This window comes from Kitasatospora sp. NPDC101176, assembly GCF_044768035.1.
In the GTDB taxonomy this organism is placed as follows: Bacteria; Actinomycetota; Actinomycetes; order Streptomycetales; family Streptomycetaceae; genus Kitasatospora.
This window is the reverse complement of record NZ_JBIWPA010000023.1, coordinates 17802-44500: the sequence shown is the minus strand read 5'-3', so window position 1 is coordinate 44500 and position 26699 is coordinate 17802. Positions and strand designations below refer to the sequence as shown.

General features: G+C 73.3%; 20 protein-coding genes. 15 read left to right on the top strand and 5 right to left on the bottom strand.

Translation table 11 applies throughout. The annotated features are described in order from the left end of the window. Positions 1-437: 437 nt before the first annotated feature. From ACIRS1_RS26925 to ACIRS1_RS26900, 6 genes are all read left to right on the top strand, one after another. The gene (locus ACIRS1_RS26925) at positions 438-2549 is read left to right on the top strand and encodes a DNA topoisomerase IV subunit B (RefSeq protein WP_360212271.1); all 2112 of its coding nucleotides are present in this window, start codon (positions 438-440) and stop codon (positions 2547-2549) included. A 157-nt stretch (positions 2550-2706) separates the two neighbouring features. After that, on the top strand, positions 2707-3192 hold the full coding sequence (locus tag ACIRS1_RS26920; RefSeq protein WP_402844294.1) for a DUF1453 domain-containing protein: 486 nt from the start codon (positions 2707-2709) through the stop codon (positions 3190-3192). A gap of 41 nt (positions 3193-3233) precedes the next feature. Further along, positions 3234-4394: a sensor histidine kinase gene (locus tag ACIRS1_RS26915; RefSeq protein WP_402844292.1), complete on the top strand. Its 1161-nt coding sequence runs from the start codon at positions 3234-3236 to the stop codon at positions 4392-4394. Between the two features lie 73 nt (positions 4395-4467). Then, positions 4468-5163 (top strand): response regulator, encoded by a 696-nt coding sequence (locus ACIRS1_RS26910; protein WP_402844290.1) that lies wholly within the window; start codon positions 4468-4470, stop codon positions 5161-5163. A 410-nt stretch (positions 5164-5573) separates the two neighbouring features. Then, the gene (locus ACIRS1_RS26905) at positions 5574-5903 is read left to right on the top strand and encodes a DUF485 domain-containing protein (RefSeq protein ID WP_360212263.1); all 330 of its coding nucleotides are present in this window, start codon (positions 5574-5576) and stop codon (positions 5901-5903) included. Then, complete coding sequence (locus ACIRS1_RS26900; RefSeq protein ID WP_360212261.1) at positions 5900-7603, top strand: cation acetate symporter; 1704 nt, start codon at positions 5900-5902, stop codon at positions 7601-7603. Before ACIRS1_RS26905 ends, ACIRS1_RS26900 begins: the two co-directional genes overlap by 4 nt. Before the next feature lie 119 nt (positions 7604-7722). Here ACIRS1_RS26900 and ACIRS1_RS26895 read toward each other — a convergent pair whose 3' ends face one another. Both ACIRS1_RS26895 and ACIRS1_RS26890 read right to left on the bottom strand, forming a co-directional pair. Further along, positions 7723-8409, bottom strand: coding sequence for a response regulator (locus ACIRS1_RS26895; protein ID WP_360212259.1), 687 nt, complete (start codon positions 8407-8409; stop codon positions 7723-7725). Next, positions 8409-10004, bottom strand: coding sequence for an ATP-binding protein (locus ACIRS1_RS26890; RefSeq protein WP_402844286.1), 1596 nt, complete (start codon positions 10002-10004; stop codon positions 8409-8411). The genes ACIRS1_RS26895 and ACIRS1_RS26890 overlap by 1 nt, the downstream gene beginning before the upstream one ends. A 290-nt stretch (positions 10005-10294) precedes the next feature. Here ACIRS1_RS26890 and ACIRS1_RS26885 point away from each other — a divergent pair, with 290 nt between their 5' ends. From ACIRS1_RS26885 to ACIRS1_RS26875, 3 genes are read left to right on the top strand one after another with little or no spacing between them, the layout of a single operon-like run. Continuing rightward, the gene (locus ACIRS1_RS26885) at positions 10295-11104 is read left to right on the top strand and encodes an ABC transporter ATP-binding protein (protein WP_360212255.1); all 810 of its coding nucleotides are present in this window, start codon (positions 10295-10297) and stop codon (positions 11102-11104) included. Beyond that, positions 11094-11960 (top strand): ABC transporter permease, encoded by an 867-nt coding sequence (locus ACIRS1_RS26880; protein ID WP_360212253.1) that lies wholly within the window; start codon positions 11094-11096, stop codon positions 11958-11960. Before ACIRS1_RS26885 ends, ACIRS1_RS26880 begins: the two co-directional genes overlap by 11 nt. A 32-nt stretch (positions 11961-11992) precedes the next feature. Next, complete coding sequence (locus tag ACIRS1_RS26875) at positions 11993-13057, top strand: ABC transporter substrate-binding protein (RefSeq protein ID WP_360212252.1); 1065 nt, start codon at positions 11993-11995, stop codon at positions 13055-13057. Between the two features lie 227 nt (positions 13058-13284). Here ACIRS1_RS26875 and ACIRS1_RS26870 read toward each other — a convergent pair whose 3' ends face one another. Continuing rightward, the gene (locus ACIRS1_RS26870; RefSeq protein ID WP_402844282.1) at positions 13285-14187 is read right to left on the bottom strand and encodes a sucrase ferredoxin; all 903 of its coding nucleotides are present in this window, start codon (positions 14185-14187) and stop codon (positions 13285-13287) included. Between the two features lie 116 nt (positions 14188-14303). Further along, on the bottom strand, positions 14304-16754 hold the full coding sequence (locus ACIRS1_RS26865) for a DNA topoisomerase (ATP-hydrolyzing) subunit A (protein ID WP_402844279.1): 2451 nt from the start codon (positions 16752-16754) through the stop codon (positions 14304-14306). A 248-nt stretch (positions 16755-17002) separates the two neighbouring features. Between ACIRS1_RS26865 and ACIRS1_RS26860 the strand changes: the two genes are divergently transcribed. The 3 genes from ACIRS1_RS26860 (at position 17003) to ACIRS1_RS26850 (ending at position 21271) form a co-directional block, all read left to right on the top strand. After that, positions 17003-18361 (top strand): pitrilysin family protein, encoded by a 1359-nt coding sequence (locus ACIRS1_RS26860; protein WP_360212246.1) that lies wholly within the window; start codon positions 17003-17005, stop codon positions 18359-18361. A 20-nt stretch (positions 18362-18381) separates the two neighbouring features. Beyond that, entirely contained in the window at positions 18382-19746 is a 1365-nt protein-coding gene (locus ACIRS1_RS26855) for a pitrilysin family protein (RefSeq protein ID WP_360212337.1), read from the top strand. A gap of 331 nt (positions 19747-20077) precedes the next feature. Beyond that, positions 20078-21271, top strand: coding sequence for an RtcB family protein (locus ACIRS1_RS26850; protein ID WP_402844275.1), 1194 nt, complete (start codon positions 20078-20080; stop codon positions 21269-21271). Positions 21272-21348: 77 nt separating this feature from the next. On the opposite strand, the gene ACIRS1_RS26845 is transcribed toward ACIRS1_RS26850, so the two are convergent. Further along, positions 21349-21630, bottom strand: coding sequence for an HPr family phosphocarrier protein (locus ACIRS1_RS26845; protein ID WP_402844272.1), 282 nt, complete (start codon positions 21628-21630; stop codon positions 21349-21351). Positions 21631-21856: 226 nt separating this feature from the next. Here ACIRS1_RS26845 and ACIRS1_RS26840 point away from each other — a divergent pair, with 226 nt between their 5' ends. The 3 genes from ACIRS1_RS26840 to ACIRS1_RS26830 all read left to right on the top strand — a co-directional run bounded on the left by ACIRS1_RS26840 (position 21857) and on the right by ACIRS1_RS26830 (position 26692). Continuing rightward, positions 21857-24775: a GNAT family N-acetyltransferase gene (locus tag ACIRS1_RS26840; protein ID WP_402844269.1), complete on the top strand. Its 2919-nt coding sequence runs from the start codon at positions 21857-21859 to the stop codon at positions 24773-24775. A 93-nt stretch (positions 24776-24868) separates the two neighbouring features. Continuing rightward, a complete protein-coding gene (locus ACIRS1_RS26835; RefSeq protein WP_360212238.1) occupies positions 24869-25468 on the top strand; it encodes a DUF5998 family protein in 600 nt (199 codons plus the stop codon). Positions 25469-25504: 36 nt separating this feature from the next. After that, positions 25505-26692, top strand: coding sequence for an alkaline phosphatase family protein (locus ACIRS1_RS26830; protein WP_402844265.1), 1188 nt, complete (start codon positions 25505-25507; stop codon positions 26690-26692). Positions 26693-26699: the final 7 nt, after the last annotated feature.

Genomic DNA, 26699 nt, shown 5'->3' with positions numbered 1-26699 from the left:
TGTTGATGAGGACGTGCCCCGGGGGCCGGTGGTTCATGCGTGCCGGTTCCCAGGATCCGCCCGTCGCTCGAACGCCCGATCGGGACGGGGTGCGAGGTCCGCGTAGCATAATCCTCTGCCGGGTTGGAGCATAAGCCCCGTCCCGGGCCCCGGTAGCCTGCATAACGGCAGTTCCGGAGCCTGCACCAGACCCCACGATCCGCCAGGACCGGTGGTACCGGGAGGAGATGGCGCCCCGGAGCCCCGGGTGCCGGTACGGTCCTTGTTCGCGCAGCGCGTACAAGCTGCGCGGAGGCGGCCCGCCGTGCTGGGCACCCGCCGGAGGGGTTCGGCCACCCTGGGCGACGGCTGTCGGTGCGGCGTGCTGCACTGGCGGGCGGGCCGGACGCGTGCCGGATGTGACCGATGAGACAGAACTTCACCGAGGAGAGTGCCGCGTGAGTGCCGAAACGACCGTGCCGTCCGCACTGCTGGCCGGCGACGACGGTTCCAACTACACCGCTCGGCACCTGCTCGTCCTGGAGGGCCTGGAGGCGGTTCGCAAGCGCCCCGGCATGTACATCGGCTCGACCGACAGCCGCGGTCTGATGCACTGCCTCTGGGAGATCATCGACAACTCGGTCGACGAGGCGCTGGGCGGCTACTGCGACCGCATCGAGGTCCTGCTGCACCCGGACTCCTCCGTGGAGGTGCGAGACAACGGGCGCGGCATCCCCGTCGACGTCGAGCCCAAGACCGGGCTGTCCGGCGTCGAGGTCGTGATGACCAAGCTGCACGCCGGCGGCAAGTTCGGCGGCGGCTCCTACGCGGCCTCCGGCGGTCTGCACGGCGTCGGCGCCTCCGTGGTGAACGCCCTCTCCGCCCGGCTCGACGTCGAGGTGGACCGCAGCGGTCACACCCACGCGATCAGCTTCCGCCGCGGCACCCCCGGCATCTTCACCGAGACCAGCCCGGACGCCCCCTTCGAGCCGGCCAACGGCCTGACCCGGAGCCGCAAGGTGCCGAAGACCCGCACCGGCACCCGGATCCGCTACTGGGCCGACCGGCAGATCTTCCTCAAGGACGCCAAGCTCTCCCTGGAGAACCTGCACAGCCGCGCCCGGCAGACCGCCTTCCTCGTCCCCGGCCTGACCATCGTCGTGCGTGACGAGCGGCTCACCGAGAGCGAGCAGGTCGAGGAGTCGGTGTTCCGCTACGACGGCGGCATCGCCGAGTTCTGCGAGTTCCTTGCCCCGGACAAGCCGGTCTGCGACGTGCTGCGGCTGCGCGGCGAGGGCACCTTCAAGGAGACCGTGCCCGTCCTCGACGAGCTCGGCCACATGACCCCCACCGAGGTCACCCGCCACCTGGGCGTGGACATCGCGCTGCGCTGGGGCGCCGGCTACGACACCACGCTGCGCTCCTTCGTCAACATCATCGCCACCCCCAAGGGCGGCACCCACGTCACCGGCTTCGAGCGCTCGCTGGCCAAGACCGTCAACGAGGCGCTGCGCTCCGCCAAGCTGCTGCGCGTGGCCGAGGACGACATCACCAAGGACGACGCCACCGAGGGCCTCACCGCGGTGGTCACCGTCCGGCTCGCCGAGCCGCAGTTCGAGGGCCAGACCAAGGAGGTGCTCGGCACCTCGGCGGCCAACCGGATCGTCGCCGCCGTCCTCGCCAAGGAGCTCAAGGCCTTCCTCACCTCGGCCAAGAAGGACCACAAGCTCCAGGCCCGGGCGGTCATGGAGAAGATCGTCGCCGCCGCCCGCACCCGGGTCGCCGCCCGCCAGCACAAGGAGGCCCAGCGCCGCAAGACCGCGCTGGAGACCAGCTCGCTGCCGGCCAAGCTGGCCGACTGCCGCAGCGACGACGTCGACCGCAGCGAACTCTTCATCGTCGAGGGCGACTCCGCGCTCGGCACCGCCAAGCTCGCCCGCAACTCCGAGTTCCAGGCGCTGCTGCCGATCCGCGGCAAGATCCTCAACGTGCAGAAGGCCTCGGTGAGCGACATGCTCAAGAACGCCGAGTGCGCCGCGATCATCCAGGTGATAGGGGCCGGCTCGGGCCGCACCTTCGACATCGACCAGGCCCGCTACGGCCGGGTCATCTTCATGGCCGACGCCGACGTCGACGGCTCGCACATCCGCACCCTGCTGCTGACCCTCTTCCACCGCTACATGCGGCCGATGGTCGAGCAGGGCCGGGTCTTCGCCGCGGTGCCGCCGCTGCACCGGATCGAGCTCACCAACCCCAAGCGCGGCCAGGAGAAGTACCACTACACCTACTCGGACGCCGAACTGCGCTCCACCCTGCTGGAGTTCCAGCGCAAGGGGCTGCGCTGGAAGGACCCGGTGCAGCGGTACAAGGGCCTCGGCGAGATGGACGCCGACCAGCTGGCCGAGACCACCATGGACCCGCGCCACCGCACGCTGCGCCGGATCAACCTGGGCGACCTGGAGCAGGCCGAGAAGGTCTTCGACCTGCTGATGGGCAACGACGTCGCCCCGCGCAAGGAGTTCATCGTGGACTCGGCGGCCACCCTGGACCGCTCCCGCATCGACGCCTGACGCGCCCCGCGCGGCGAGGGCCCTCCACCTCCGGGTGGAGGGCCCTCGTGCTGCCGGTTCCACCCGCGGTCCACCCCGGCTCTGATCAGCGCGGGGCGCCGGATCCGTAGCGTCGGGGAGGTCAGTTCAAGTCTCCCCCCCGGGACGGAGTAGTCCGATGTCGGCCCTCGTCAACCTCCTCGTGGTCGTCGCGGTGATGGCCCTGGTCATCCGGCGCCAGATGCGCCCGCAGCGGCTGGACGGCGACCGCCGCTTCTGGGTGCTGCCGGTGGTCCTCGGCGCGCTCGCGCTGCGCGACCCCCGGCTGATCGACCACGAGCACACCGTGCTCTCCGCCACCCTGCTCGGCTGCGGACTCGCGGCGGTGCTCGCGATGGGCTCCGTCTGGGGCTGGACCGTCCGGCTCTGGCGGGCCGAGGACGGCGCGCTCTGGGCCACGGGCACCAAGGCCACGATGGCCGCCTGGGCCGGGATGATCTTCATCCGGCTCGGCCTCTACGAGACCGGCGCCGTCCTGCACGTCCACCAGGCGGGCAGCGCGCTGCTGCTCAGCCTGGCGGTGCTGCTGCTGGTGCGCTCGCTCGTGGTGAACTGGAGGGCCCGGATGCTGGAGGCCCCGGACCGGGTCGCCGGGCTGCGCTGACCGACCGCTGACCGACCGCACCGAGCTCCGAGGAGGAACCCGTGGCCGGGTGGTACTGGACCCGCTGGCCGTCCCGCGAGGGGCTGGAGCGCGACGCCGAGAGCGGACCGCGCCGGCTGCTCACCGGGCTCGGCCGGGCCGTCCTGCTGATCACCGTCTGCTGGGGGACCTTCGCCGACGGCAGGTACGCGGGCTGGGCGGTGGTGGTGGCGGTGGCCGGGCTGGCCGCCGCCGTCGGCCTCAGCGCCGGCTACCTGCACGCCAGCCGGGAGCAGCACCCGGTGCCCGCGTTCGCCCTGTCCGCGGCGGTCGTCGGCGCGGCCTGGCTGGCGAACTGGGGCGGGGCCATCCTGCTCGCCGACGTGCTCTGGTACGGGCTCGCCGTGACCGCGTTGGTCCGGCTGCCGCCCGCGCCCGCGGTCCTCGTCGCCGCCGCCGCGCTCGGCTCGTACACCGCCGTCAGCTGGGCGAGCTGGCTGAGCATCATCGCGACCGTCGGAGGGCTGGTCATGCTGGGCTACCTGATGCGGCTGGACCTCGAGGCGCGCGGCACCGCCCGCCGGCTGCTGGTCCAGGAGCGCGCCGCCCGGGCCGCCGAGACGGAGAGCGCCGCGCTCGCCGAACGGGCCAGGATCGCCCGGGAGATCCACGACGTGCTCGCCCACAGCCTGTCCGCGCAGCTCGTCCACCTGGAGGCGGCCCGGCTGATGCTGGACGCGGGCACCGACCGCGAGCAGGTCCGCGAACGGGTCGTCGCCGCACGGCGGATGGCCCAGGACGGGCTGGCCGAGACCAGGCAGGCGCTGTCGGCGCTGCGCGGCGAGTTCACCCCGGTCGGGGAGTTCCTGGTGGAGCTGACCGAGCGGGAGCGCGCCGAGCTGACCGTCACCGGCACGCCCCGGCCGCTCGCCGCGGAACCGGCCCTCGCCGTGCGGCGCACCGCGCAGGAGGCGGTGACCAACGTCCGCAAGCACGCGCCCGGCGCCCGGTGCTCCGTCGAACTGCGCTACCTGGCGGACGCCGTGGAGCTGGAGGTGCGCAACTCCAGGGCCCCGCGCGGCGAGACGCCCGGAGGGCTCGCGGCCAGCGGCGGCGGGTACGGTCTGCTGGGGATGCGCGAACGCGCGGAACTGCTCGGCGGCACCCTGCTGGCGGGCCCCGAGGACGGAGGGTGGCGCGTGCAGCTGCGGGTGCCGGGGTGAGCGGGCGGGGCGGGCCGGCCCGCGGAGGGCGTGGGCGCCGCGGGGCGGCGACGGGATGCGGCGGGACGGGCGGATGAGCGGCACGGGGACGACCAGGGTGCTGGTGGCGGACGACCAGACGGTGGTGCGCGAGGGCATCGTGATGCTGCTCGGGCTGCTGCCCGGCATCGAGGTGGTCGGCGCGGCGGCGGACGGCGAGGAGGCCGTCGCCCTGGTGGAGCGGCATCACCCGGACGTGGTGCTGATGGACCTGCGGATGCCCCGCTGCGACGGTGTCGAGGCGACCCGGCGGATCCGGACCGCGCACCCGGAGACCGAGGTGGTGGTGCTCACCACCTACGCCGACGACGACTCGCTGTTCCCGGCGCTGCAGGCCGGGGCACGCGGCTACCTCACCAAGGACGCCGGCGGCGAGGAGATCGCCCGGGCCATCGCGGACGTCCGCTCGGGCGCGGCCGGACTCTCGCCGCAGATCCAACTCCGTTTGCTGGAAAGGCTTTCGGAGCACCCCGGGGCGCCGGCGCCGACGCCCCGGGAGCCGGTCGGCCGACACGGGGGGCTGCCGGACGGGCTGACCGCCCGGGAGGCCGAGGTGCTCGCCCTGATCGCCGACGGGCTCTCCAACGCCGAGATCGCCCAGCGGCTGTTCGTCAGCCAGGCCACCGTGAAGACGCACATCAACAACCTGTTCGCGAAGACCGCGGTGCGGGACCGGGCGCAGGCCGTTGCGTACGCGTTCCGACACGGGATCACCGGTACGCAGCAGTAGTCGGATGAGTGTCTGTCGGATCATCGATCACCTCATCGAGTGAACGTATCTGCAATGGTCGGAGGCGCTGCCCGGCGGCCCCCATGATGGTTCGGGTCAGAGTGCCCGCCGGTCCAGGAGCAGCAGTGCCACAGCAGCAGACCAGCAGTCCCGGGCAGGGGCAGCGATTCGACTGGTGGGCCGCTCCGGCTGCCGCCACCGCCTCCGACCGGACGGCGGCACCCGGCCGACCGGCGGTACCCGGCCAGTCGGCGGTACCCGTTCGGCCGACCCCCGCACGGGAGGTCCCGCCGGCCCCGGCGGTACCCCCGGCCGCAGCCCCGGCCGCCGGGCCGTCCACCGCCGCCGGGCCGCCGGCCACCGGACCGTCCGGCGCCGGGCCGGTCGAAGCGCCGCAGCCCTCCCGCGCCGTGGCCACCACCACCGACAGCACCGAGGTGTACCGGGCCGTCCAGCGCAGCGCCGCCTTCCAGGACATCCGCCGCAGCCACCGGGGCTTCGTCTTCCCGGTCAGCGGCGCCTTCCTCTCCTGGTACCTGATGTACGTCGCCGCCCAGGCCGCCGCTCCCGGCGTGATGCGCAGCCAGGTGGCCGGCCCGGTCAACGTGGCCTGGCTACTCGGCCTGCTGCAGTTCGCCACCACCTTCGTGCTCACCTGGCTCTACGCCCGCAACGCCCGGACCAAGCGCGACCGCGCCGCCCTGGGCCTGCGCTGGGACACCCAGGACCAGCTGCGATGACGACCGCCACCCCGCCCCCCGTCGCCCCCACCGGCGACCACCACGACCTCGCCATCGCGCTGTTCGCGGTCATCGTCCTGGTCACCCTGGCGATCACCCTCTGGGTCGGCCGCAAGGGCGGCGCCGCCGAGGACTTCTACGCCGGCGGCCGCGACTTCACCCCGCTGCAGAACGGCTTCGCGCTCTCCGGCGACTACCTCTCCGCGGCCTCCTTCCTCGGCGTCGCCGGACTGATCGCGCTGTACGGCTACGACGGCGTGCTCTACAGCATCGGCTTCCTGGTCGCCTGGCTGGTGGTGCTGATGCTGGTCGCCGAACTCGTCCGCAACGCCGGCCGGTACACCCTCGCCGACGTGCTCGCACTGCGGCTGCGCCGCCGCAAGGTGCGGGCCGCAGCCGGCGGCGCCAGCGTCGTCGTCACCCTGCTCTACCTGGTCGCCCAGATGGTCGGCGCGGGCTCGCTGGTCGCCCTGCTGCTCGGCACCAGCAGCCCGCACGCCCGGACCTGGACCATCGTCGCCGTCGGCGCCCTGATGATCGTCTACGTCACGGTCGGCGGGATGCGGGCCACCACCTGGATCCAGATCGTCAAGGCCGTCCTGCTGATCGCCGGCTCGGTGCTGCTCACCGTGCTGCTGATGGTCCGCTTCCACGGCGACGTCGGCGAGCTGATGCGCCAGGCCGCCCAGCACAGCGGGGCCGGGCACCGCTACCTCGAACCCGGTCTCAAGTACGGTGCCACCTTCACCAGCCGGCTCGACTTCTTCAGCCTGGGACTCGCCCTGGTGCTCGGCACCGCCGGGCTGCCGCACATCCTGTCCCGCTTCTACACCGTGCCCACCGCACGGGCTGCCCGCCGCTCCACGATGTGGGCGATCGGCCTGGTCGGCGGCTTCTACCTGATGGCCATCGCCCTGGGCCTGGGTGCGACCGCGCTGGTGGGCTCGGCCGAGGTCCGGCACGCCAACTCGGCCGGGAACACCGCCGTCCCGCTGCTCGCCCTGGTGCTGGGCGGCGGCAACGGCAGCACCGGCGGGGTCGTGCTGTTCGCCCTGATCTCGGCGATCGCCTTCGCCACCATCCTCGCCGTGGTCGCCGGGCTCACCCTGGCCTCCTCGGCGGCCTTCGCCCACGACATCTGGGCCGGCGCCTGGCGCGGCCGCCCGCGCCGCCGGTCCCTGCTGCGGCGCGGGGCCGTGCCGGCGTCCCGGCCCGGCGCCGGGCCGGCCGGTGACGGGGCCACCGACCTGGCCACCGACCAGGAGGTCGGGGTGGCCCGGATCGCGGCCGTCGGGATCGGTGCCGCGGCCATCGCGATCAGCCTCTTCGCCCAGCAGCTGAACGTCGCCTTCCTGGTCGGCCTGGCCTTCGCGGTGGCGGCCTCCGCCAACCTGCCGGTGCTGCTCTACAGCCTGTTCTGGTCGAGGTTCACCGCCCGCGGCGCGGTCTGGTCGGTGTACGGCGGGCTCGTCCCGGCGATCGTGCTGGTGCTGTTCTCCCCGGTGGTGTCCGGCACCAAGGTGGCGCTCTTCCCCGGCGTGGACTTCCACTGGTTCCCGCTGGAGAACCCCGGCATCGTCTCCATCCCGCTCGGCTTCCTGGCCGGCTGGATCGGGACGCTCACCTCGCCGGAACCCGCCGACGCGGACCGCTTCGCCGAGCTGGAGGTGCGTGCCCTCACCGGTGCGGGCGCGGCCTGAGCGCCGCGTCCCGGGGAACCCCGGCGGGCCTGGGGCCGCCGGGGTTCCCCCCTGTCCGCCGCCGGGCGGCCGGCGTCGTTCACCGGCGGCCGGGCCCGTTCACCGGGGGCAGGGCTCGTTCACCGTCGGGCGGCCAGGCCGTAGCGGTGCTCGGGCCGGCCGGTGTCGCCGTAGCGCAGGGTGAGCCGCAGCCGGGCGTCCCGCTCCAGCTGCTTGAGGTAGCGCTGCGCGGTCGAGCGGCTCAGCCCGGTGGCCTCCGCGACCTCCTGCGCCGACAGCGGCCGGCCCGCCTGCCGCAGCACCCCCAGCACCAGGTCGGTGGTGGGCGCCGAATGGCCCTTCGGCAGCGGGCCGGCCGGGGAGGCCGCGCTGCGCAGGGTCGCGAACAGCCGGTCCACCTCGTCCTGGCCCGCCTCCCGGGCCGGCGCGGCCAGCGCGTGCCGCAGCTGCGCGTACGCGACCAGCTTGTCCCGCAGGCCGGCGAAGGTGAACGGCTTGACCAGGTACTGCAGGGCGCCGTGCTGCATCGCGGCGTGCACCGTGGACACGTCCCGGGCGGCCGTCACCATCATCACGTCGCAGGCCACCTGCCGCTCCCGCAGCCGGCGCACCAGGGCCAGGCCGGTCTCGTCCGGCAGGTGGTGGTCGAGCAGCAGCAGGTCCACCGGGCGGCGTTCCAGGGCGGCCAGCGCCTCCCCGGCCGAGTGGGCGGTGCCGGTGACCCGGAAGCCCGGCACCCTGGCCACGTAGGCGGCGTGCACGTCCGCGACCCGGAAGTCGTCGTCCACCACGAGCACGTCGATCATCACGCCTCCACGAGCTGAGCGGTGAGCAGGGCCTCGGGCAGCTCGACGGTGAACCGGGCGCCGCCGAGCGGCCCCGCGTCGAGCACGATCCGGCCGCCGGTCCGTTCGACCAGCCGCCGCACCATCGCCAGGCCCAGCCCGCGCGGACGGTGCGCGGGTGCGTCCTTGCTGGTCCACCCCTCCTCGAAGACATGCTCGCGCAGCTCCTCCGGCACCCCCGGGCCGCTGTCCGCGACCTGCAGCAGCAGCGTGGAGCCGGCCGCCGCCAGCGTCACCTCCACCCGGCCGCCCCCGCCCGGCGCCACCGCGTCCACCGCGTTGTCGATCAGGTTGCCGAGCACCGTCACCAGCGCCCGCGCGTCCACCACCGCGTCCGGCAGGTGCGCCGCCGGGGCCAGCACCAGCCGCACCCCGCGCTCGCCCGCCACCGCCGACTTGCCCGCCAGCAGCGCCGCCGCGTGCGGGTCCTGCACCTGTTCGGCGATCCGCGCGGCCACCGCCGCGTGCGAACCCGACTGCTCCGAGATGAACGCCACCGCCTGCTCGTGGCGGCCCAGCTCCAGAAGACCCAGCAGGGTGTGCATCCGGTTGGCGTGCTCGTGGTCCTGCGCCCGCAGCGCCTCGGTCAGGCTACGGGTGGTGTCCAGCTCGCGGACCAGCGACTCCAGCTCGGTGCGGTCGCGCAGCGTCACCACCGCGCCGCCCTCGGCCGTGGTCGTCCGGTTCACCACCAGCACCCGGTCGTCCCGGACGGTCGGCAGGTCGGTGCCGGTGATCCGCCCGGCCAGTACGTCCGCCAGCCGGCCCGCCGGCAGCACCGCGTCGATCGGCCGGCCGGTGCAGTCCGCGGGCAGGCCGAGCAACCGCACCGCCTCGTCGTTCGCCAGCCGGATCCGCCCGCGCTCGTCCAGCGCCACCATGCCCTCGCGGATGCCGTGCAGCATCGCCTCCCGCTCCACCAGCAGCGCCGAGATGTCGGCCAGCGCGATGTTGTGGGTGCGCCGCTTCAGCCGTCGGGCCAGCGCCAGCGTCGCGACCGTCCCGGCGGCCAGGCCGGCCCCCGCGCACAGCAGGATCCCGGTGAGCATCTTCAGCAGCCGGCGGCGGATCGAGTCGTCGCTGATGCCCACCGACACCTCGCCGACGATCCGGCCGTCCGCGACCCGCAGCGGCACCTTGCCGCGGGCGGTGCGGCCCAGGGTGCCCTGCTGGATCGCGGTGACGCTGCGCCCGCTGAGCGCCGGCTCCGGGTCGGTGCTGACCCGCTGGCCGATCCGGTCCGGGTCGGTGTGCGAGAGCCGGATGCCCTCCAGGTCGGTGACCACCACGAAGCTGGCGCCGGTGGCCAGCCGGACCTGTTCGGCGTTGCGCTGCGCGGTCGCCGAGTCCCGGGCGTCGGCGGCCCGTGCGATCACCTCGTCGGTGGCGGTGGCCTGGGCGATCGACAGCGCCCGCTGCATCGCGTCGTGGTCCAGCTCGCTGCTGACCGGGGCCAGGAACAGCCCGGCGGTCACCGCGGTGACACCGACGGTGACGACGGTCTGGCTCAGCAGCAGTTGTGCGAAGACCCGGCGGGGCCAGTGGGGCAGCTTCATCCGGGCCTCCTCTCGGCGGCGGGGCAGCGGGTCGGTGCGTCGGCGGATCGTTCGGCAGGGCGGGTCGGGCGGCGGGGCAGCGGGTCGGCCGGGGCGGTCCGGCCGGGTGGGGGGTTGGGACACCCTATGTTTCCGGCCTGTTTCTGTCAGCCGCGTCCCCGCAGTTGTAGCGCAAGCAAAACGAGCAGAACACCCCTCAATGCGGAGAAACCGCAGTACGCCGAGAAGCCTCCCGCCGGGGCCGGGCCCGCTCCTACCGTCCTGGGGCAAGCACAGACCCGGGAGGAAACATGAGCAACACCCCGGCGATCGAGCTGACCGGCGCGACGAAACGGTTCCGCACCCCTTCCGGGGCCCTGCACACCGCCGTCCACGATCTCGATCTGACCGTCGCCCAGGGCGAGTTCGTCGCCGTCGTCGGGCCCACCGGCTGCGGGAAGTCCACCACGCTGACCCTGGTCAGCGGCCTGGAGGAGCCCACCGAGGGGGAGGTCCGGGTCCACGGCGAGCCCGTCCGCGGGATCGACCCCAAGGTGGGCTTCGTCTTCCAGCAGGACGCCGTCTTCCCCTGGCGCACCGTCCTGTCCAACGTGATGGCCGGGCCGCGCTTCCGCGGGGTGCCCGCCGCCGAGGCCAGGGAACGGGCCCGGGACTGGCTCGGCCGGGTCGGCCTCGCCGCCTTCGAGGACCGCTACCCGCACCAGCTGTCCGGCGGCATGCGCAAGCGCGTGGCGCTCGCCCAGACCTTCGTCAACGACCCGGCCATCCTGCTGATGGACGAGCCGTTCTCCGCCCTCGACGTGCAGACCCGTGCCCTGATGTCCGACCAGCTGCTGGAGCTGTGGGCCGGGACGGGCTCCTCCGTCGTCTTCGTCACCCACGACCTGGACGAGGCGATCGCGCTCGCCGACCGGGTCGTCGTCATGACCGCCGGACCGGCCACCGTCAAGGAGGTCTTCACCGTCGACCTGCCGCGGCCGCGCACCGTCGAGGCGGTCCGGCTGGAGCCGAGGTTCGTCGAGCTGTACCGCGAGATCTGGGCCTCGCTCGGCGAAGAGGTGCGCATCACCAGGGAGAGAGGAGCGGGTCGTGCCGCTTGAGACCGCACCGGCCGCCGCCACCGCCCCGGCCGTCACCACCAGGACCGAGGCCCGCGAACGGGCCGCCCGCAACCGCAGACTCACCGTGTACGGCGCCCGCATCGCGGTCCTCGTCGCCTTCCTCGGTCTCTGGGAGCTGTGCGCCCGCACCGACGTCATCGACCCCTTCAACTTCTCGCAGCCGTCGAGGATCTGGGACCAGATCTGGCAGTGGGTCACCCACGGCACCGCGCAGGGCTCGCTCGGCGAGCAGATCGGCTACACCCTCTACGAGGCCCTCACCGGCTGGGTGATCGGCGTGACCGGCGGCGTGCTGCTCGGCATCGCGCTCGGCCGGATCCGCTTCCTGGCCGACGTGTTCGGGCCCTACATCAAGGTGCTCAACGCCATCCCGCGCATCGTGCTCGCCCCGATCTTCCTGATCTGGTTCGGCCTCGGTCCGGCCTCCAAGGTCGCCTCCGCCGTGGTCCTGGTGTTCTTCCCGGTGTTCTTCAACGCCTTCCAGGGCGCCCGCGAGGTGGACCGCAACCTCGTCGCGAACGCCCGCATCCTCGGCGCCGACAACCGCAGGGTCACCCTCCAGGTGGTCATCCCCGCCGCCACCACCTGGATCTTCACCAGCCTGCACGTCAGCTTCGGCTTCGCCCTCATCGGCGCCATCGTCGGCGAGTACATCGGTGCCACCAAGGGCCTCGGACTGCTCGTCGCCGCCGCCCAGGGCACCTTCAACGCGGCCGGCGTCTACGCCGCGATGACCATCCTCGCCGTCGTCGCGCTGCTCACCGAGGGCCTGCTGACCTTCGCCGAGAAGAAGCTCTTCCGCTGGAAGCCCGCCGACGCGGGCGACGGCCGCTGATCCCCTCCCACCCCAGAGAGGCACCCCCACCCATGCGCAGATCCACCGCCCTCGCCCTCGCCGCGGCCCTCCTCCTGCCGCTCACCGCCTGCGCCAACGACGCCGCCACCTCCACCCACGGCGCCGCCGCCGCACCGGCCGACCGGCAGGTCGACGGACCCAAGGTCAAGATCATGGTGGGCGGCCTCGACAAGGTCATCTACCTGCCCGCGATGCTCACCCAGCGGCTCGGCTACTTCGCCGACGCCGGCGTCAACGTCGAGCTGATGAGCGAGCCCGCCGGCGTCAACGCCACCACCGCCCTGCTCGCCGGCGACGTCCAGGGCGCCGTCGGCTTCTACGACCACACCATCGACCTGCAGGCCAAGGGCAAGATCGTCGAGTCCGTCGTGCAGTTCTCGCAGGCCCCCGGCGAGGTCGAGATCGTCTCCACGAAGCAGGCCGACGCCATCAGGTCCGGCGCCGACTTCAAGGGCCGCAAGCTCGGCGTCACCAGCATCGGCTCCTCCACGGACTTCCTCACCAAGTACCTCGCCGTCAAGAACGGCGCCGCCGTCAGCGACTTCAGCCCGATCGCCGTCGGCGCCGGCCAGACCTTCATCGCCGCGCTCCAGCAGGGCAGCATCGACGCCGGGATGACCACCGACCCGACCGTCGCGACCATCCTCGACAAGGGCCTCGGCAAGGTCCTCTACGACATGCGCACCCCCGAGGGCTCCCGCCAGGCACTCGGCGGCCTCTACCCCTCCTCGTCGCTCTACATGAACACCGACTGGGTGGAGAAGAACAAGGGCACCACCCAGAAGCTCGCCGACGCCTTCGTCCGGACCCTGCGGTGGATGTCCGGCCACAGCCCCGAGGAGATCGCCGCGAAGATGCCCGCGGACTACGCGCAGGGCGGCGCCGAGCAGTACGCGGCCGCCATCAAGGCCACCCTGCCGATGTTCACCACCGACGGCGTCATGCCCGCCGACGGCCCGAAGACCGTCCTCGCCGTGCTCGCGGCCTTCCACCCGGACGTCAAGGGCAAGGAGGGCACCATCGACCTCGCCCGCACGTACACCACCGAGTTCGTCGGAAAGGCCGCCACCGGCTGACCCGACCGGTACGTGACGGCCCCGGGCACCCCGTGGACAGCAGGCCGGGGGCCGTCCACGCGCCACGGTCCCGCGCCCACCCCCACGGGCGCGGGGCCGCGCCGCGTCCCGGGCCGGTGCGCCCGGTGCGGCGTGTCGGGTGCCTGCCCGTGGTCCGGGGCCCCGCAGCCCGGTGCCGTGTGGTCCGGGGCCGTGCCGCGGGCCCACGGACCGGCGGCGACCCCGGTTCAGAGCCCCCGGACCGACAGCACGTCCATCCGCGACGGCGACCCGGCGGCCTTGCCGCAGCTCTCCGGACGCGGTGGCTCGCTCGCCCCCTCCAGGACGTCCACCTCCCAGGCCCGGCCGTCCCCGTGCATCACCGAGACCAGCCAGCGGCCGTCGCCGTCCGGCCGCTGCACCAGCGTCAGTGCGTCCACCCTCGTCTCCCCGGTCGCCAGCCGCACCGCGTGCTCGGCCGCCTGGCCCGGACGGTCCCAGCCCGAACAGCCCCGCGACCACTCCGGCACCATGTGCCCGGCCGCCGTCGCCGCCAGCACCTCCTTGGCGGTCTCCGCCGTCAGCCGCCCGTACGCGTACCCGTACGGCAGCACCAGCATCGTGGGGGAGAAGCGGTGCCCGCCGAGGTGCGTCACCTCCCACACCTCGCTGTGCCCGGCCGCCGCCAGCTCCGCCGCCAACGGGCGGCCCAGCAGCGCGCAGCAGCGGTCCCGCCGCCCGTTGGTGCACACCAGCGCCACCGGGCCGCCGACGTGCTCCACCCCGAAACCGCCGTGGTCACCCACGCCCAGCGCCGCGAAGTCCAGCCCCAGCAGCTCCTCCGGATCCGCCACCCCGGCCCGGCGCACCCAGCCGCGACCCGGCACCGTGTGCGCCACGATCACCTCGCGGCGCGCCGTCGGCAGGCAGTCCGCGTGCCGGCCCGGCCGCCGGACCAGCGCCACCCGCACCCCGGTGCCCGCCGCGGCCGCCTCCAGCGCCCGGCCCACCCGCGGATCCAGGTGGCTCTCCCCGAGCGCCTTCGCGCCCCAGGGCCCGTTCTGCTCCACCAGCAACCAGGTGGCCGCCACCGCCGCCGTGGCGGTCAGCGGCTCCGACAGTTCACGCGACACGGTCGCACAGGTGCTCACCCGGGCAAGGCTACCCTCACCAAAACGCCGGAGGGGGCGCCCACTCGGGCACCCCCTCCGGATCGACCGGGCCCTGCTCCGGAGAGGCCGGGCCCTGCTCCGGAGCGGCTCGGACGCTACGCCGGGCCGGCCACCACCGCGATCGCGCCCGTCACCGGCGTACCCGAACCGTCCCGGCGCGGGTCGCGCTCCGGCAGGCCCACCGGCGCCCCCTTGTCGGTGGCCGCCCGCGCCGGGGCCGCGCCCGCCCAGGCGAAGGTCAGGGCGTCCTCACCGCGCAGGAAGCGCTGGCAGCGCACGCCGCCCGTCGCCCGGCCCTTGCGCGGGTACTGCTCGAACGGCGTCACCTTCCACGACGTCTGCTCGCCGCCGGAGAGCGTCCCCGACGCCCCCGCGACCGACACCACCACCGCGTCCGAACCCGGATCCACCGCCGTGAACGACAGCACCCGCGCCCCGTCCGACAGCTTGATGCCCGCCATGCCGCCCGCCGGGCGGCCCTGCGGACGGACCTGCCCCGCCGGGTAGCGCAGCAGCTGCGCGTCCGAGGTGATGAACACCAGGTCCTCGTCGCCGGTGCGCAGCTCGACCGCGCCCACCAGCTCGTCACCCTCCTTGAGGGCGATCACCTCGAACTCGTCCTTGTTCGCCGGCCACTCCGGCACCACCCGCTTCACCACACCCTGCACCGTGCCCAGCGCCAGCCCGGGTGAGGACTCGTCCAGCGTGGTCAGCGCCAGCACCCGCTCCCCGGCCTCCAGCCGCAGGAACTCGCCCACCGCCGCACCGCCGGCCAGCGTCGGCGACGGAGTCGGCGGCAGCGCCGGCAGGTCGATCACCGGAAGCCGCAGCACCCGGCCCGCCGACGTGACCACGCCCACGTCCGCCCGCGCCGTCGCCGGCACCGCCGACACGATCACGTCGTGCTTCGCACGCGACTCCGACAGCTCGAACGGCTCGCCGTCCGCCGTCCGCGCCAGCAGGCCCGTCGACGACAGCAGGACCCGGCACGGATCGTCCGCCACCTCCAGCGGCACCGACAGCGCCGCCGACGGCACCGCACCGGCCTCCAGCAGCACCGTGCGCCGCTCCGTCCCGAACTGCTTGGCCACCGCGCCCAGTTCGGAGGAGACCACGCTGCGCAGCCGGGTGTCCGACTCCAGGATCTCGGTCAGCTCCGCGATCTCCGCGTTCAGCTTCGCCTTCTCCTGCTCCAGCTCCACCCGGTCGAAGCGGGTCAGCCGGCGCAGCGGGGTGTCCAGGATGTACGCCGTCTGCGTGTCCGACAGCGAGAAGCGCTCCATCAGGCGCTCCTTCGCCTGCGCCGCGTTGTCACTCGACCGGATGATCGCGATGACCTCGTCGATGTCGAGCAGCGCCACCAGCAGGCCCTCGACCAGGTGCAGCCGCTCCTCCCGCTTGCGGCGGCGGAAGTCGCTGCGCCGGCGCACCACCGTGAAGCGGTGGTCGACGTAGACCTCCAGCAGCTCCTTCAGACCCAGCGTCAGCGGCTGGCCGTCGACCAGCGCCACGTTGTTGATGCCGAAGGTCTCCTCCATCGGCGTCAGCTTGTACAGCTGCTCCAGCAGCGCCTCCGGCACGAAGCCGTTCTTCACCTCGATCACCAGCCGCAGCCCGTGCTCGCGGTCGGTCAGGTCCTTGACGTCCGCGATGCCCTGCAGCTTCTTCGCGTTGACCAGGTCCTTGATCTTCGAGATGACCTTCTCCGGGCCGACGTTGTACGGCAGCTCGGTGACCACGATGCCCTTGCGGCGGGCCGTCACCGCCTCCACCGTCGTCGTCGCCCGGATCTTGAACGTGCCGCGGCCCGACTCGTACGCGTCCCGGATCCCCGACAGGCCCACGATCCGCCCGCCCGTCGGCAGGTCCGGACCGGGCACGAACCGCATCAGCGTGTCCAGGTCCGCGTTCGGGTGCTTGATCAGGTGCCGGGCCGCGGCCACCACCTCGGACAGGTTGTGCGGCGGCATGTTCGTCGCCATGCCGACCGCGATCCCCGTCGCGCCGTTCACCAGCAGGTTCGGGAACGCCGCCGGCAGCGCCAGCGGCTCCTGCTCGCTGCCGTCGTAGTTCGGGCCGAAGTCGACGGTGTCCTCGTGGATCGACTCCACCATCGCCATCGACGCGGCCGTCAGCCGCGACTCGGTGTACCGCATCGCGGCCGGCGGGTCGTCGTTGCCCAGCGAACCGAAGTTCCCGTGCCCGTCGATCAGCGGCAACCGCATCGAGAACGGCTGCGCCATCCGGACGACCGAGTCGTAGATCGACGCGTCGCCGTGCGGGTGCAGCCGGCCCATCACCTCGCCCACCAGACGGGCGCACTTCACGTGCCCGCGCTCCGGACGCAGGCCCATCTCGTTGGCCTGGTACAGGATCCGGCGGTGCACCGGCTTCAGACCGTCCCGCGCGTCGGGAAGCGCACGCGAGTAGATCACCGAGTAGGCGTACTCCAGGAAGGAGCCCTGCATCTCGTCCACGACGTCGACGTCGAGGATCCGCTCCTCGAAGTCTCCGGGCGGCGGGGTCTGCGAACTGCGGCGGGCCATCGCGGCGGGGCTCCCTTACGTCTCGCTTGCAGTGTCTCGGTCTGCTCTGTCGTCCATCCACCGGCCCCCGTCAACAGGGCGCGGCGCCCCCATTGTGGACCCTCCCGCCGACACTCCCGGCCAGCGCCCCTCTTCCGCCCCTGGCGAACGCCCCGTCCGCGCGGACACAAACGCGCCTCCCACGCGTTGCACCACAATGGGGGACGCCACACCAACCCCGACATCGACGACGGGAAGGACCCGAGCGCATGGCCAACCCGGCCCCCGCCTCCAGCCGAGGCATCGCCATCACCGAGCACCGCCTGGCCAACGGCCTGCGGGTCGTCCTCTCCGAGGACCACCTCACCCCGGTGGCCGCGGTCTGCCTCTGGTACGACGTCGGCTCCCGGCACGAGGTCAAGGGCCGCACCGGCCTCGCCCACCTCTTCGAGCACCTGATGTTCCAGGGCTCCGCGAACGTGTCCAACAACGGCCACTTCGAGCTCGTCCAGGGAGCCGGCGGCTCGCTCAACGGCACCACCAGCTTCGAGCGCACCAACTACTTCGAGACCATGCCCGCCCACCAGCTGGAGCTCGCCCTCTGGCTGGAGGCCGACCGCATGGGCTCGCTGCTCGTCGCCCTCGACGAGACGTCCATGGAGAACCAGCGCGACGTCGTCAAGAACGAGCGCCGCCAGCGCTACGACAACGTCCCGTACGGCACCGCCTTCGAGAAGCTCACCGCGCTCTCGTTCCCCGACGGCCACCCGTACCACCACACCCCCATCGGCTCCATGGCCGACCTCGACGCCGCCACCCTCGAGGACGCCCGCGCGTTCTTCCGCACCTACTACGCGCCCAACAACGCCGTCCTCTCCGTCGTCGGCGACATCGACCCCGAGCAGACCGTCGCCTGGGTCGAGAAGTACTTCGGCAGCATCCCCGGCCACGACGGCAAGCAGCCCCCGCGCTCCGGGGAACTCCCCGCCACGATCGGCCGCGAACTGCGCGAGCCCGTCCACGAGGACGTCCCCTCCCGCGCGCTGATGGCCGCCTACCGCCTCCCGCACGACGGCACCCGCGAGGCCGACGCCGCCGACCTCGCCCTCACCATCCTCGGCAGCGGCGAGTCCAGCCGCCTCTACAACCGGCTCGTCCGCCGCGACCGCACCGCCGTCGCCGCCGGCTTCGGCCTGCTCCGCCTCGCCGGCGCCCCCAGCCTCGGCTGGCTCGACGTCAAGACCTCCGGCGACGCCACCATCGCGCAGATCGACGCCGCCGTCGACGAGGAGCTCGCCCGCTTCGCCGCCGAGGGCCCCACCGCCGCCGAACTCGAGCGCGCCCAGGCCCAGATCGAGCGCGAGTGGCTCGACCGGCTCACCACCGTCGCCGGCCGCGCCGACGAACTCTGCCGCTACGCCGTCCTGTTCGGCGACCCCAAGCTGCTCAACGACGCCCTCCCGAAGGTCCTCGACGTCACCGCCGAGGAGGTCCAGGCCGTCGCCCAGGCCCGGCTCCACCCCGACAACCGGGCCGTCCTCGTCTACGAGCCCACCACGGCCGACGACACCGACGACACCGACGACGACACCGCCACCGACGCCTCCCAGGAGGGTGCCGCCGTATGAGCACCGACCACGCCCCCGCGATGACCTTCCACCCCCAGCCCCGGCCCGGCACCCCCAGCCCGTGGGCGTTCCCCGCCCCCGAGCGCGCCTCCCTCGGCAACGGCATCACCGTGCTGCACTGCCACCGGCCCGGCCAGCAGCTCGTCGCCGTCGAGGTCCTCCTCGACGTCCCGCTCGCCGCCGAACCCGAGGGCCTCGACGGCGTCGCCGCCATCCTCGCCCGCGCCCTCAACGAGGGCACCGACACCCTCAGCGCCGAGGAGTTCGCCGCCGAGCTCGAGCGCGCCGGCGCCACCCTCGACGCCCACGCCGACCACCCCTGCATCCGGGTCTCCCTCGAGGTCCCGGCCTCCCGGCTGCAGCGCGGCCTCTCCCTGCTCGCCGACGCCCTGCGCGCCCCCGCCCTCCCCGAGGACGAGATCGAGCGCCTCGTCGCCAACCGCCTCGACGAGATCGTCCACGAGCAGGCCAACCCCGCCCGGCGCGCCGCCAAGGCCCTCTACGCCGAGCTCTTCGACGCCGCCGACCGGCTCTCCCGGCCCCGCAGCGGCACCGCCGACACGGTCAAGTCCATCGACCGCGCCGCCGTCAAGGCCTTCTACGACGCCCACGTGCGCCCCGCCACCAGCACCGTCGTGGTGGTCGGCGACCTCACCGGCACCGACCTGCCCGCCCTCCTGGAGAGCACCCTCGGCACCTGGACCGGCAGCGCCGCCGAAGCCTCCGTCCACGCGCCCGTCACCGGCGACGACCACGGCCGCGTCGTCATCGTCGACCGCCCCGGCTCCGTCCAGACCCAGCTGCTGATCGGCCGCATCGGCCCCGACCGGCACGACCCCGTCTGGGCCGCCCAGATCCTCGGCACCTACTGCCTCGGCGGCACCCTCACCTCCCGCCTCGACCGCGTCCTGCGCGAGGAGAAGGGCTACACCTACGGCGTCCGCTCCTTCGCCCAGCCGCTGCGCTCCGCCGCCGACGGCAGCGGCCGCTCGCTGCTCGCCATCAGCGGCTCGGTGGACACCGCCTCCACCGCCCCCGCGCTCGAGGACACCTGGAAGATCCTGCGCCTCCTCGCCGCCGAGGGCCTCACCGACGCGGAGCGCGACGAGGCCGTGCAGTTCCTGGTCGGCGTGGCGCCGCTGAAGTACGAGACCGCGGGCTCCGTCGCCGGGACGCTGGCCGACCAGGTCGAGCAGCACCTGGCCGACGACTACCAGGCCGAGGTCTACCGGCAGCTCGCCGAACTTCCCACGGCCGCCGCCACCGAGGCCGTCGTCGCCGCCTTCCCGCCGGACCGCCTCGTCACCGTCCTGGTCGGCGACGCCGCCGCCATTGCCGAGGACGTGCGGGCCCTCGGCATCGGCGAGGTCACCGTCGTCAGCTGACGCCTCCGGCCTCCCGCACGGGCCCGGTGGAGCACCCGCTCCACCGGGCCCGTCGCGTCGTTAAATGCCTTGCGGGCCGACGCCGTTCCGTGGGTGAATCGTCCCCGGCACGGACGTGCGAACGGCGACGGAGGAAGGGAGGCGGCACCATGCGGGTCGAGCGAGCCATACGACGACGCTCCCCAAGGCCGTACCTCCCCCGTACCGCCCAGGGCTGCTGAGCCCCACCCCGGACTTCCCCGAGCCGCACCGGGATCCTTCGCGCGGCACCCCACCCTTCACGTGAACCACGCCTTCGCGTGACCACCCGACCCCTGGAGGTCGTTCACCCATGTCGTACACCGAAGTCCCCGGCGTCCGGGTCCCGATCCGGATGTGGACCGATCCGGCCACGGTCGAGGGCCAGGCCCTGCAGCAGCTGCGCAACATCAGCTCGCTGCCCTGGCTGCACGGCCTCGCCGTGATGCCCGACGTCCACCTGGGCAAGGGCGCGACGGTCGGCTCCGTCATCGCGATGAAGGGCGCGGTCTGCCCGGCGGCGGTCGGTGTCGACATCGGCTGCGGGATGAGCGCGGTGAAGACCTCGCTCACCGCCGCGGACCTCCCGGACGACCTGTCCCGGCTGCGCTCCAAGATCGAGCAGGCCATCCCGGTCGGCCGCGGCCTGCACACCGACCCGGTCGACCCGGCCACGCTGCACGGCTTCCGGGCGGCGGGCTGGGACGACTTCTGGCACCGCTTCGACGGGGTGGCGGAGGAGGTCAAGTGGCGCCGCGAGCGGGCGATGCAGCAGATGGCGACGCTGGGTGGAGGAAATCATTTCATCGAAGTATGTGTCGATACGACTGGTTCGGTCTGGCTCATGCTGCACTCCGGATCGCGCAACATCGGCAAGGAACTGGCGGAGCACCACATGGGCGTCGCGCAGTCCCTCCCGCACAACCAGGGCCTGGTCGACCGGGACCTCGCGGTCTTCATCGCGGACACCCCGCAGATGGCCGCGTACCGCCAGGACCTCTTCTGGGCCCAGGAGTACGCCAAGAACAACCGCGCGGTGATGATGGCGCTCTTCCAGGACGTCGTGCGCCGTGAGTTCCCCAGGGCGAAGGTCGCCTTCGACGAGGTCATCAGCTGCCACCACAACTACGTGGCGGAGGAGCGGTACGACGGGGTCGACCTGCTGGTGACCCGCAAGGGCGCGATCCGGGCCGGTTCCGGTGACTACGGGATCATCCCGGGCTCGATGGGCACCGGCTCCTACATCGTCCGCGGCCTGGGCAACGAGGCGTCGTTCAACTCCGCCTCGCACGGCGCCGGCCGCAAGATGAGCCGCACGGCGGCGAAGAAGCGGTTCAGCACGGCGGACCTGGTCGAACAGACCAAGGGCGTCGAGTGCCGCAAGGACGGCGGCGTGGTGGACGAGATCCCGGGCGCCTACAAGAACATCGAGAAGGTCATCGAGCAGCAGAAGGACCTGGTCGAGGTGGTCGCGCACCTCAAGCAGGTCGTCTGCGTGAAGGGCTGATCAACGCCGACAGCTGATCAACGCCGACAGGGGTGCACCACGCGTGGTGGTGCACCCCTGTCGGGCGAGGGGTGGGCTCAGGCCGCGGCCGGGAGCTCGTCGAGGCCTTCCTGGACGAGCTTGGCGAGGCGGTCGAGGGCCCCGTCGGCGTTCTCGGCGTCGGAGGCGAGGACGACCTCCTCGCCACCCTGGGCGCCCAGGCCGAGCAGGCCGAGCATGGAGGCGGCGTTGACGGGGGTGCCGCCGGGCTTGGCGATGGTGATCGGCACGCCGGTGGCCGTGACGGCCCGGACGAAGATCGAGGCGGGACGGGCGTGCAGGCCCTCGGCCCAACCGATGGTGACGCGGCGCTCGGCCATGAGACGTGCCTTTCCGGTGAAGCTGGTCACGGCCGTGCTCGGAGGAGCGGGGGGACGGCCATGTTGTCTAGACCAGTGTTGCACGCAGCCGGCCCCCGCGAACCGTCGCGTTCAGGACTTGTGATTGTTTCTTTTCGGGGCATAAGGCCCGGCCAGTGGCCCTGTCCACCCTGCCGCTAGCGCCTGTCCGGCGCCATTCGGCCCGCTGCCGGATAACCTGACGAATGTGGACGACTCCGCGGTGGCGAACCCCGAGCAACCGGACTATCCGCAGCACTGGGAGGCCGACATCCTGCTGCGCGACGGCGGCACGGCCCGGATCCGGCCGATCACGCCGGACGATGCCGGGCGGCTCGTGGAGTTCTACGACCAGGTCTCGGACCAGTCCAAGTACTTCCGCTTCTTCGCCCCCTACCCCCGGCTGTCCGACAAGGACGTCCGCCGCTTCACCCACCACGACTTCGTGAACCGGGTGGGCCTCGCGGTGGTGATCCGGGACCACTTCATCGCCACCGTCCGCTACGACCGGATCGACGTCGACGGCCGCCCGTCCGACACCGGTACGGAGGCCGAGGTCGCGTTCCTGGTGCAGGACGCCCACCAGGGGCGCGGGGTGGCCTCGGCGCTCCTGGAGCACATCGCCGCGGTGGCCCAGGAGCGTGGGATCCGCCGCTTCCAGGCGGAGGTGCTGCCGGAGAACCGGAAGATGGTGAAGGTCTTCACCGATGCCGGCTACACCCAGCGCCGCAGCTTCGCCGACGGCGTGGTGCACCTGGACTTCGACCTGGAGCAGACCGACCGCTCGTTGGCGGTGATGCGGGCCCGCGAGCACCGCGCGGAGGCGCGGTCGGTGCAGCGGTTGCTGACGCCGCGGTCGGTGGCGGTGATCGGGGCGTCCCGCCATCCGCAGACGGTGGGGCGGGCGATCCTGCGGGACCTGCTGGGCACCTTCGAACCCGAGACCGCCGCCCCCGAAGCCGCCCCCGAGCCCGCCGACCGGGCCGACGCCGGGGCAGAGCAGGTCGGGGCACAGCAGGGCAGGGAGCAGCAGGTCGGGGCGCAGCCCCGCCCGGTGTACGCGGTGAACCGCAACGCCCCGCCCGGCACGGTGCTGGACGGCGTCCCGGTGCACCGCTCGGTCCTGGACATCCCCGGCCCGGTGGACCTCGCGGTGATCGCCGTCCCGGAGGGCGCCGTGCCCGCGGCCGTCGCGGAGTGCGGTGCGCACGGGGTGCAGGGCCTGGTGGTGGTGACCGCCGGCTACGCGGAGACCGGGGTGGACGGGCGGGACCGCCAGCGCGCCCTGGTGCGGCAGGCCCGGGCGGCGGGGATGAGGGTGGTCGGCCCGAACGCGTTCGGCCTGATCAACACCGATCCGGCCGTCCCGTTGAACGCCTCGCTGGCGCCGCACCTGCCGGGCCGCGGCGGTTTCGGGATCTTCTGCCAGTCCGGCGCGATCGGCGTGGCGCTGCTGGAGGCCGCCCACCGGCGGGGTCTCGGGGTGTCCTCGTTCGCCTCGGTCGGCAACCGGGCGGACGTCTCCGGCAACGACTTCCTGCAGTACTGGGCGGAGGACGACGCCACCGAGGTGGTGCTGCTCTACCTGGAGTCCTTCGGCAATCCGCGCAAGTTCACCCGGATCGCGCGGCGGCTGGCCGCGGTGAAGCCGATCGTGGTGGTGAAGGGGGCCCGGCACACGGGCAGCCTGCCGCCGGGCCACGCGGTGCCGGCGACCGCGACCGGGCTGCGCGACGCGACGGTGGACGCGCTGTTCGAGCAGGCGGGCGTGATCAGGGTGGAGACGATCACCGAGCTGTACGACACCGGGGAGCTGCTGGGCCTGCAGCCGCTGCCCCCGGGGGACCGGGTGGCGGTGGTCGGCAACTCGGACTCGATGGGACTGCTGACGTACGACGCCTGTCTGAGCGCGGGGCTGCGGCCGCGCACCCCGGTGGACCTGACCACCGCGGCGACCGGCGAGAACTTCCGGATCGCGCTGGACGTGGCGCTGAGCGACCCGGCGGTGGACGCGGTGATCGCGGTGGCGATCCCGCCGATCGGCACGTCCGCGCACGCGTTCATGGGCGGTCGGCTGACCGGCCCGGACGACCCGGAGATGGGCTCGGACGATCCGGAGATCGCCACCGCGCTGCTCGAAGCCGGGCTGCGGGCACGGGAGTTGGGCAAGCCGCTGGTGCTGGCGCACCTGGCGCTGACGGATCTGCCGGCCCGGCTGCGTCCGGGCGGCGTCCCGGCGTTCGCGGCCCCCGAGCGGGCGGTGCGCGCGCTGGCGAACGCCGTCCACTACGCGCAGTGGCGCCGCCGGACGGCGGTGGCGGAGGAGACGGCCCGGGTGCCGGAGCTGGACCGGATCGACGAGCCGGGGGCCCGTGCGCTGGTCGAGGCGGCGTTGAGCACCCGGACCGCGATCGCCGCGCGGACCCAGCCGGGCGGTGCCCGGATCACGCTGCCGGACGCCGGGGCCCGTGAGCTGCTGGCCCGCTACGGCATCGACGTCTCCCCGACGCTGCCGGCGCCGGACGAGGAGACCGCGGTGCGGGCGGCGGAGGCGCTCGGTTACCCGGTGGCGCTGAAGGCGACGGCCCCGCACCTGCGGCACCGCCCCGACCTGGGCAGCGTGCGGCTGGACCTGACCGGTGAGCCGGGTCTGCGCCGGGCGCACCGCGAGCTGGACGCGTTGCTGGGCGGTGCGGCGCAGGCGGAGCTGGTGGTGCAGCGGCTGGCGCCGCGCGGGGTGGACACCGTGATCGCTGCCACGGTGGATCCGGCGGTCGGCGCGATCCTGTCGTTCGGCCTGGCCGGGGCGCCGGCGGAGCTGCTGGGCGACGTGGCGCACCGGCTGGTTCCGGCCACCGACCAGGACGTGGCGGGGCTGGTGCGGGAGGTACGGGCGGCGCCGCTGCTGTTCGGCTGGCGGGGAGCGGAGGCGGTGGACACGGGCGCGCTGGAGGAGCTGCTGCTGCGGGTGTCGCAGCTGGTGGACGACGTGCCGGAGGTCGCCTCGGTGGATCTCGAACCGGTGGTCGTGGCCCCGTACGGGCTGGCGATCCTGGGGGCGCGGGTGCGGCTCGCGCCACTGCCCGTCCGCAGCGATCTGGGCCCGCGCGCCATGAGCACCCTGTAACCTTCCTTGGTTGTGCCCGGCCCTCGGGCGCTGTTGTCCGAAGCTCGGCGCCGTGCCGCCCGCTTCGTCGGCGGACCATGCCAGGATGGAGTTATGGCGAAGACCGGTACGACCACCACTCAGGACCTGCGCTCGGCGATCGAGCGCAGCGGCTACTACCCGGCCCTGGTGTCCGAGGCGGTCGAGGCCGCGGTGGGCCCGGAGCCGATCAGCTCGTACCTGGTGCACCAGGAGACGACCTTCGACGCCAACGAGGTGCGCCGGCACGTGACGGTGCTGGTGCTGACCCCGACCCGGTTCGTGGTGAGCCACACCGACGAGCAGTCGGGGGACGGCGGCAGTCCGGCGGTGCCGTTCGCGACGACGTCGACGGAGAGTGTCCGGCTGGACCGGATCGGTTCGGTCGTGCTGAGCCGGATGGTGGCGAACCCGGAGACGTACACGCCGGGGACGCTGCCGCGCGAGGTGGTGCTGACGATCGGCTGGGGTGCCGTGCAGCGGCTGGACCTGGAGCCGGCGGGCTGCTCCGACCCGAACTGCGAGGCGGATCACGGCTACACGGGGTCGGCGACGGCTGACGACCTCTCACTGCGGGTGAGCGAGGCCGGTGACGGCCCGGAGACGGTCGCGCAGGCTCTGGTGTTCGCCCGTGCGCTGTCCGACGCGACGATCAGCAACGGCCCGCGGGTCTGAGCGCCGCCGCCTCCGTCCGCTACTGAATCCGGTTCCATGTCCTTCGCACCCGCCGACGGCTACGACGCCTTCGAGATCCTTGACCCGGCCGCGGCTCCCGCGCCCCCGTACGGCAGCGGTTCGCTCTGCGACCTGCTGCCCTCGGTGGCGGCGGGGCTGGGGGTTCCGGGCTTCACCGCCACCCTGCCGATCGCCCCGGCGGACCGCGTGGTGGTGTTCCTGGTGGACGGCCTGGGCTGGGAGCTGCTGCTGCGGCACCCGGAGTACGCGCCGTTCCTGTCCTCGTTGGCGGCCGGTTCGCTGGGCGGCTCGGGCCGCCCGCTGACCGCGGGTTTCCCGTCGACCACGGCGACCTCGCTGGCCTCGGTCGGGACGGGCACCCCTCCGGGGCTGCACGGCCTGGTCGGGTACACGGTGGCGGTGCCGGGCGCGGGGTACCTGATGAACCAGCTGCGCTGGCAGCCGCACACCGACCCGGGGGCGTGGCAGCCGTACCCGACGGTCTTCGACCGGACGCACGACGCGGGGGTGGCGACGGCGCAGGTGTCCTCCCCGTTGTTCGCGCAGACCCCGCTGACCAGGGTGGCGCTGTCCGGCGGCACCTTCCTGGGCCGGACCACCGGCATGGAGCGGATGGATCTGGCGGCCTCCTGGCTGGCCGAGCACGACCGGGCGCTGGTGTACACCTACGTCAGCGAGCTGGACGGTGCGGGCCACCGGTTCGGGGTGGACTCGGACGAGTGGCGGATGACGCTGGACGCGGTGGACCGGTTGGCCCGCCGTCTGGCGGAGCAGCTGCCGCCGCGTTCGGCGATGTACGTGACGGCGGACCACGGCATGATCGACATCGCCCCGGAGGACCGGATCGACTTCGACGAGGACTGGGAGCTCGGCGCCGGCGTGGCCCTGCTGGGCGGTGAGGGCCGGGCCCGGCACGTGTACGCGGTGCCCGGTGCGGCGGCCGACGTGCACGCGGTCTGGAGCGAGGTGCTGGGCGACCGGATGTGGGTGGCGACCCGGGACCAGGCGATCGACGCGGGCTGGTTCGGCCCGGCCGTGGACGCGCGGGTGTACGGGCGGATCGGCGACGTGGTGGCCGCGGCGCGGGACGACATCGCGATCATCGCCTCCCGCAACGAGCCGGGGGAGTCCGCGATGGTCGGGCTGCACGGCTCGATGACCCCGGTGGAGCAGTTCGTGCCCCTGCTCGAAGTCCGCGGCTGAGATTTTC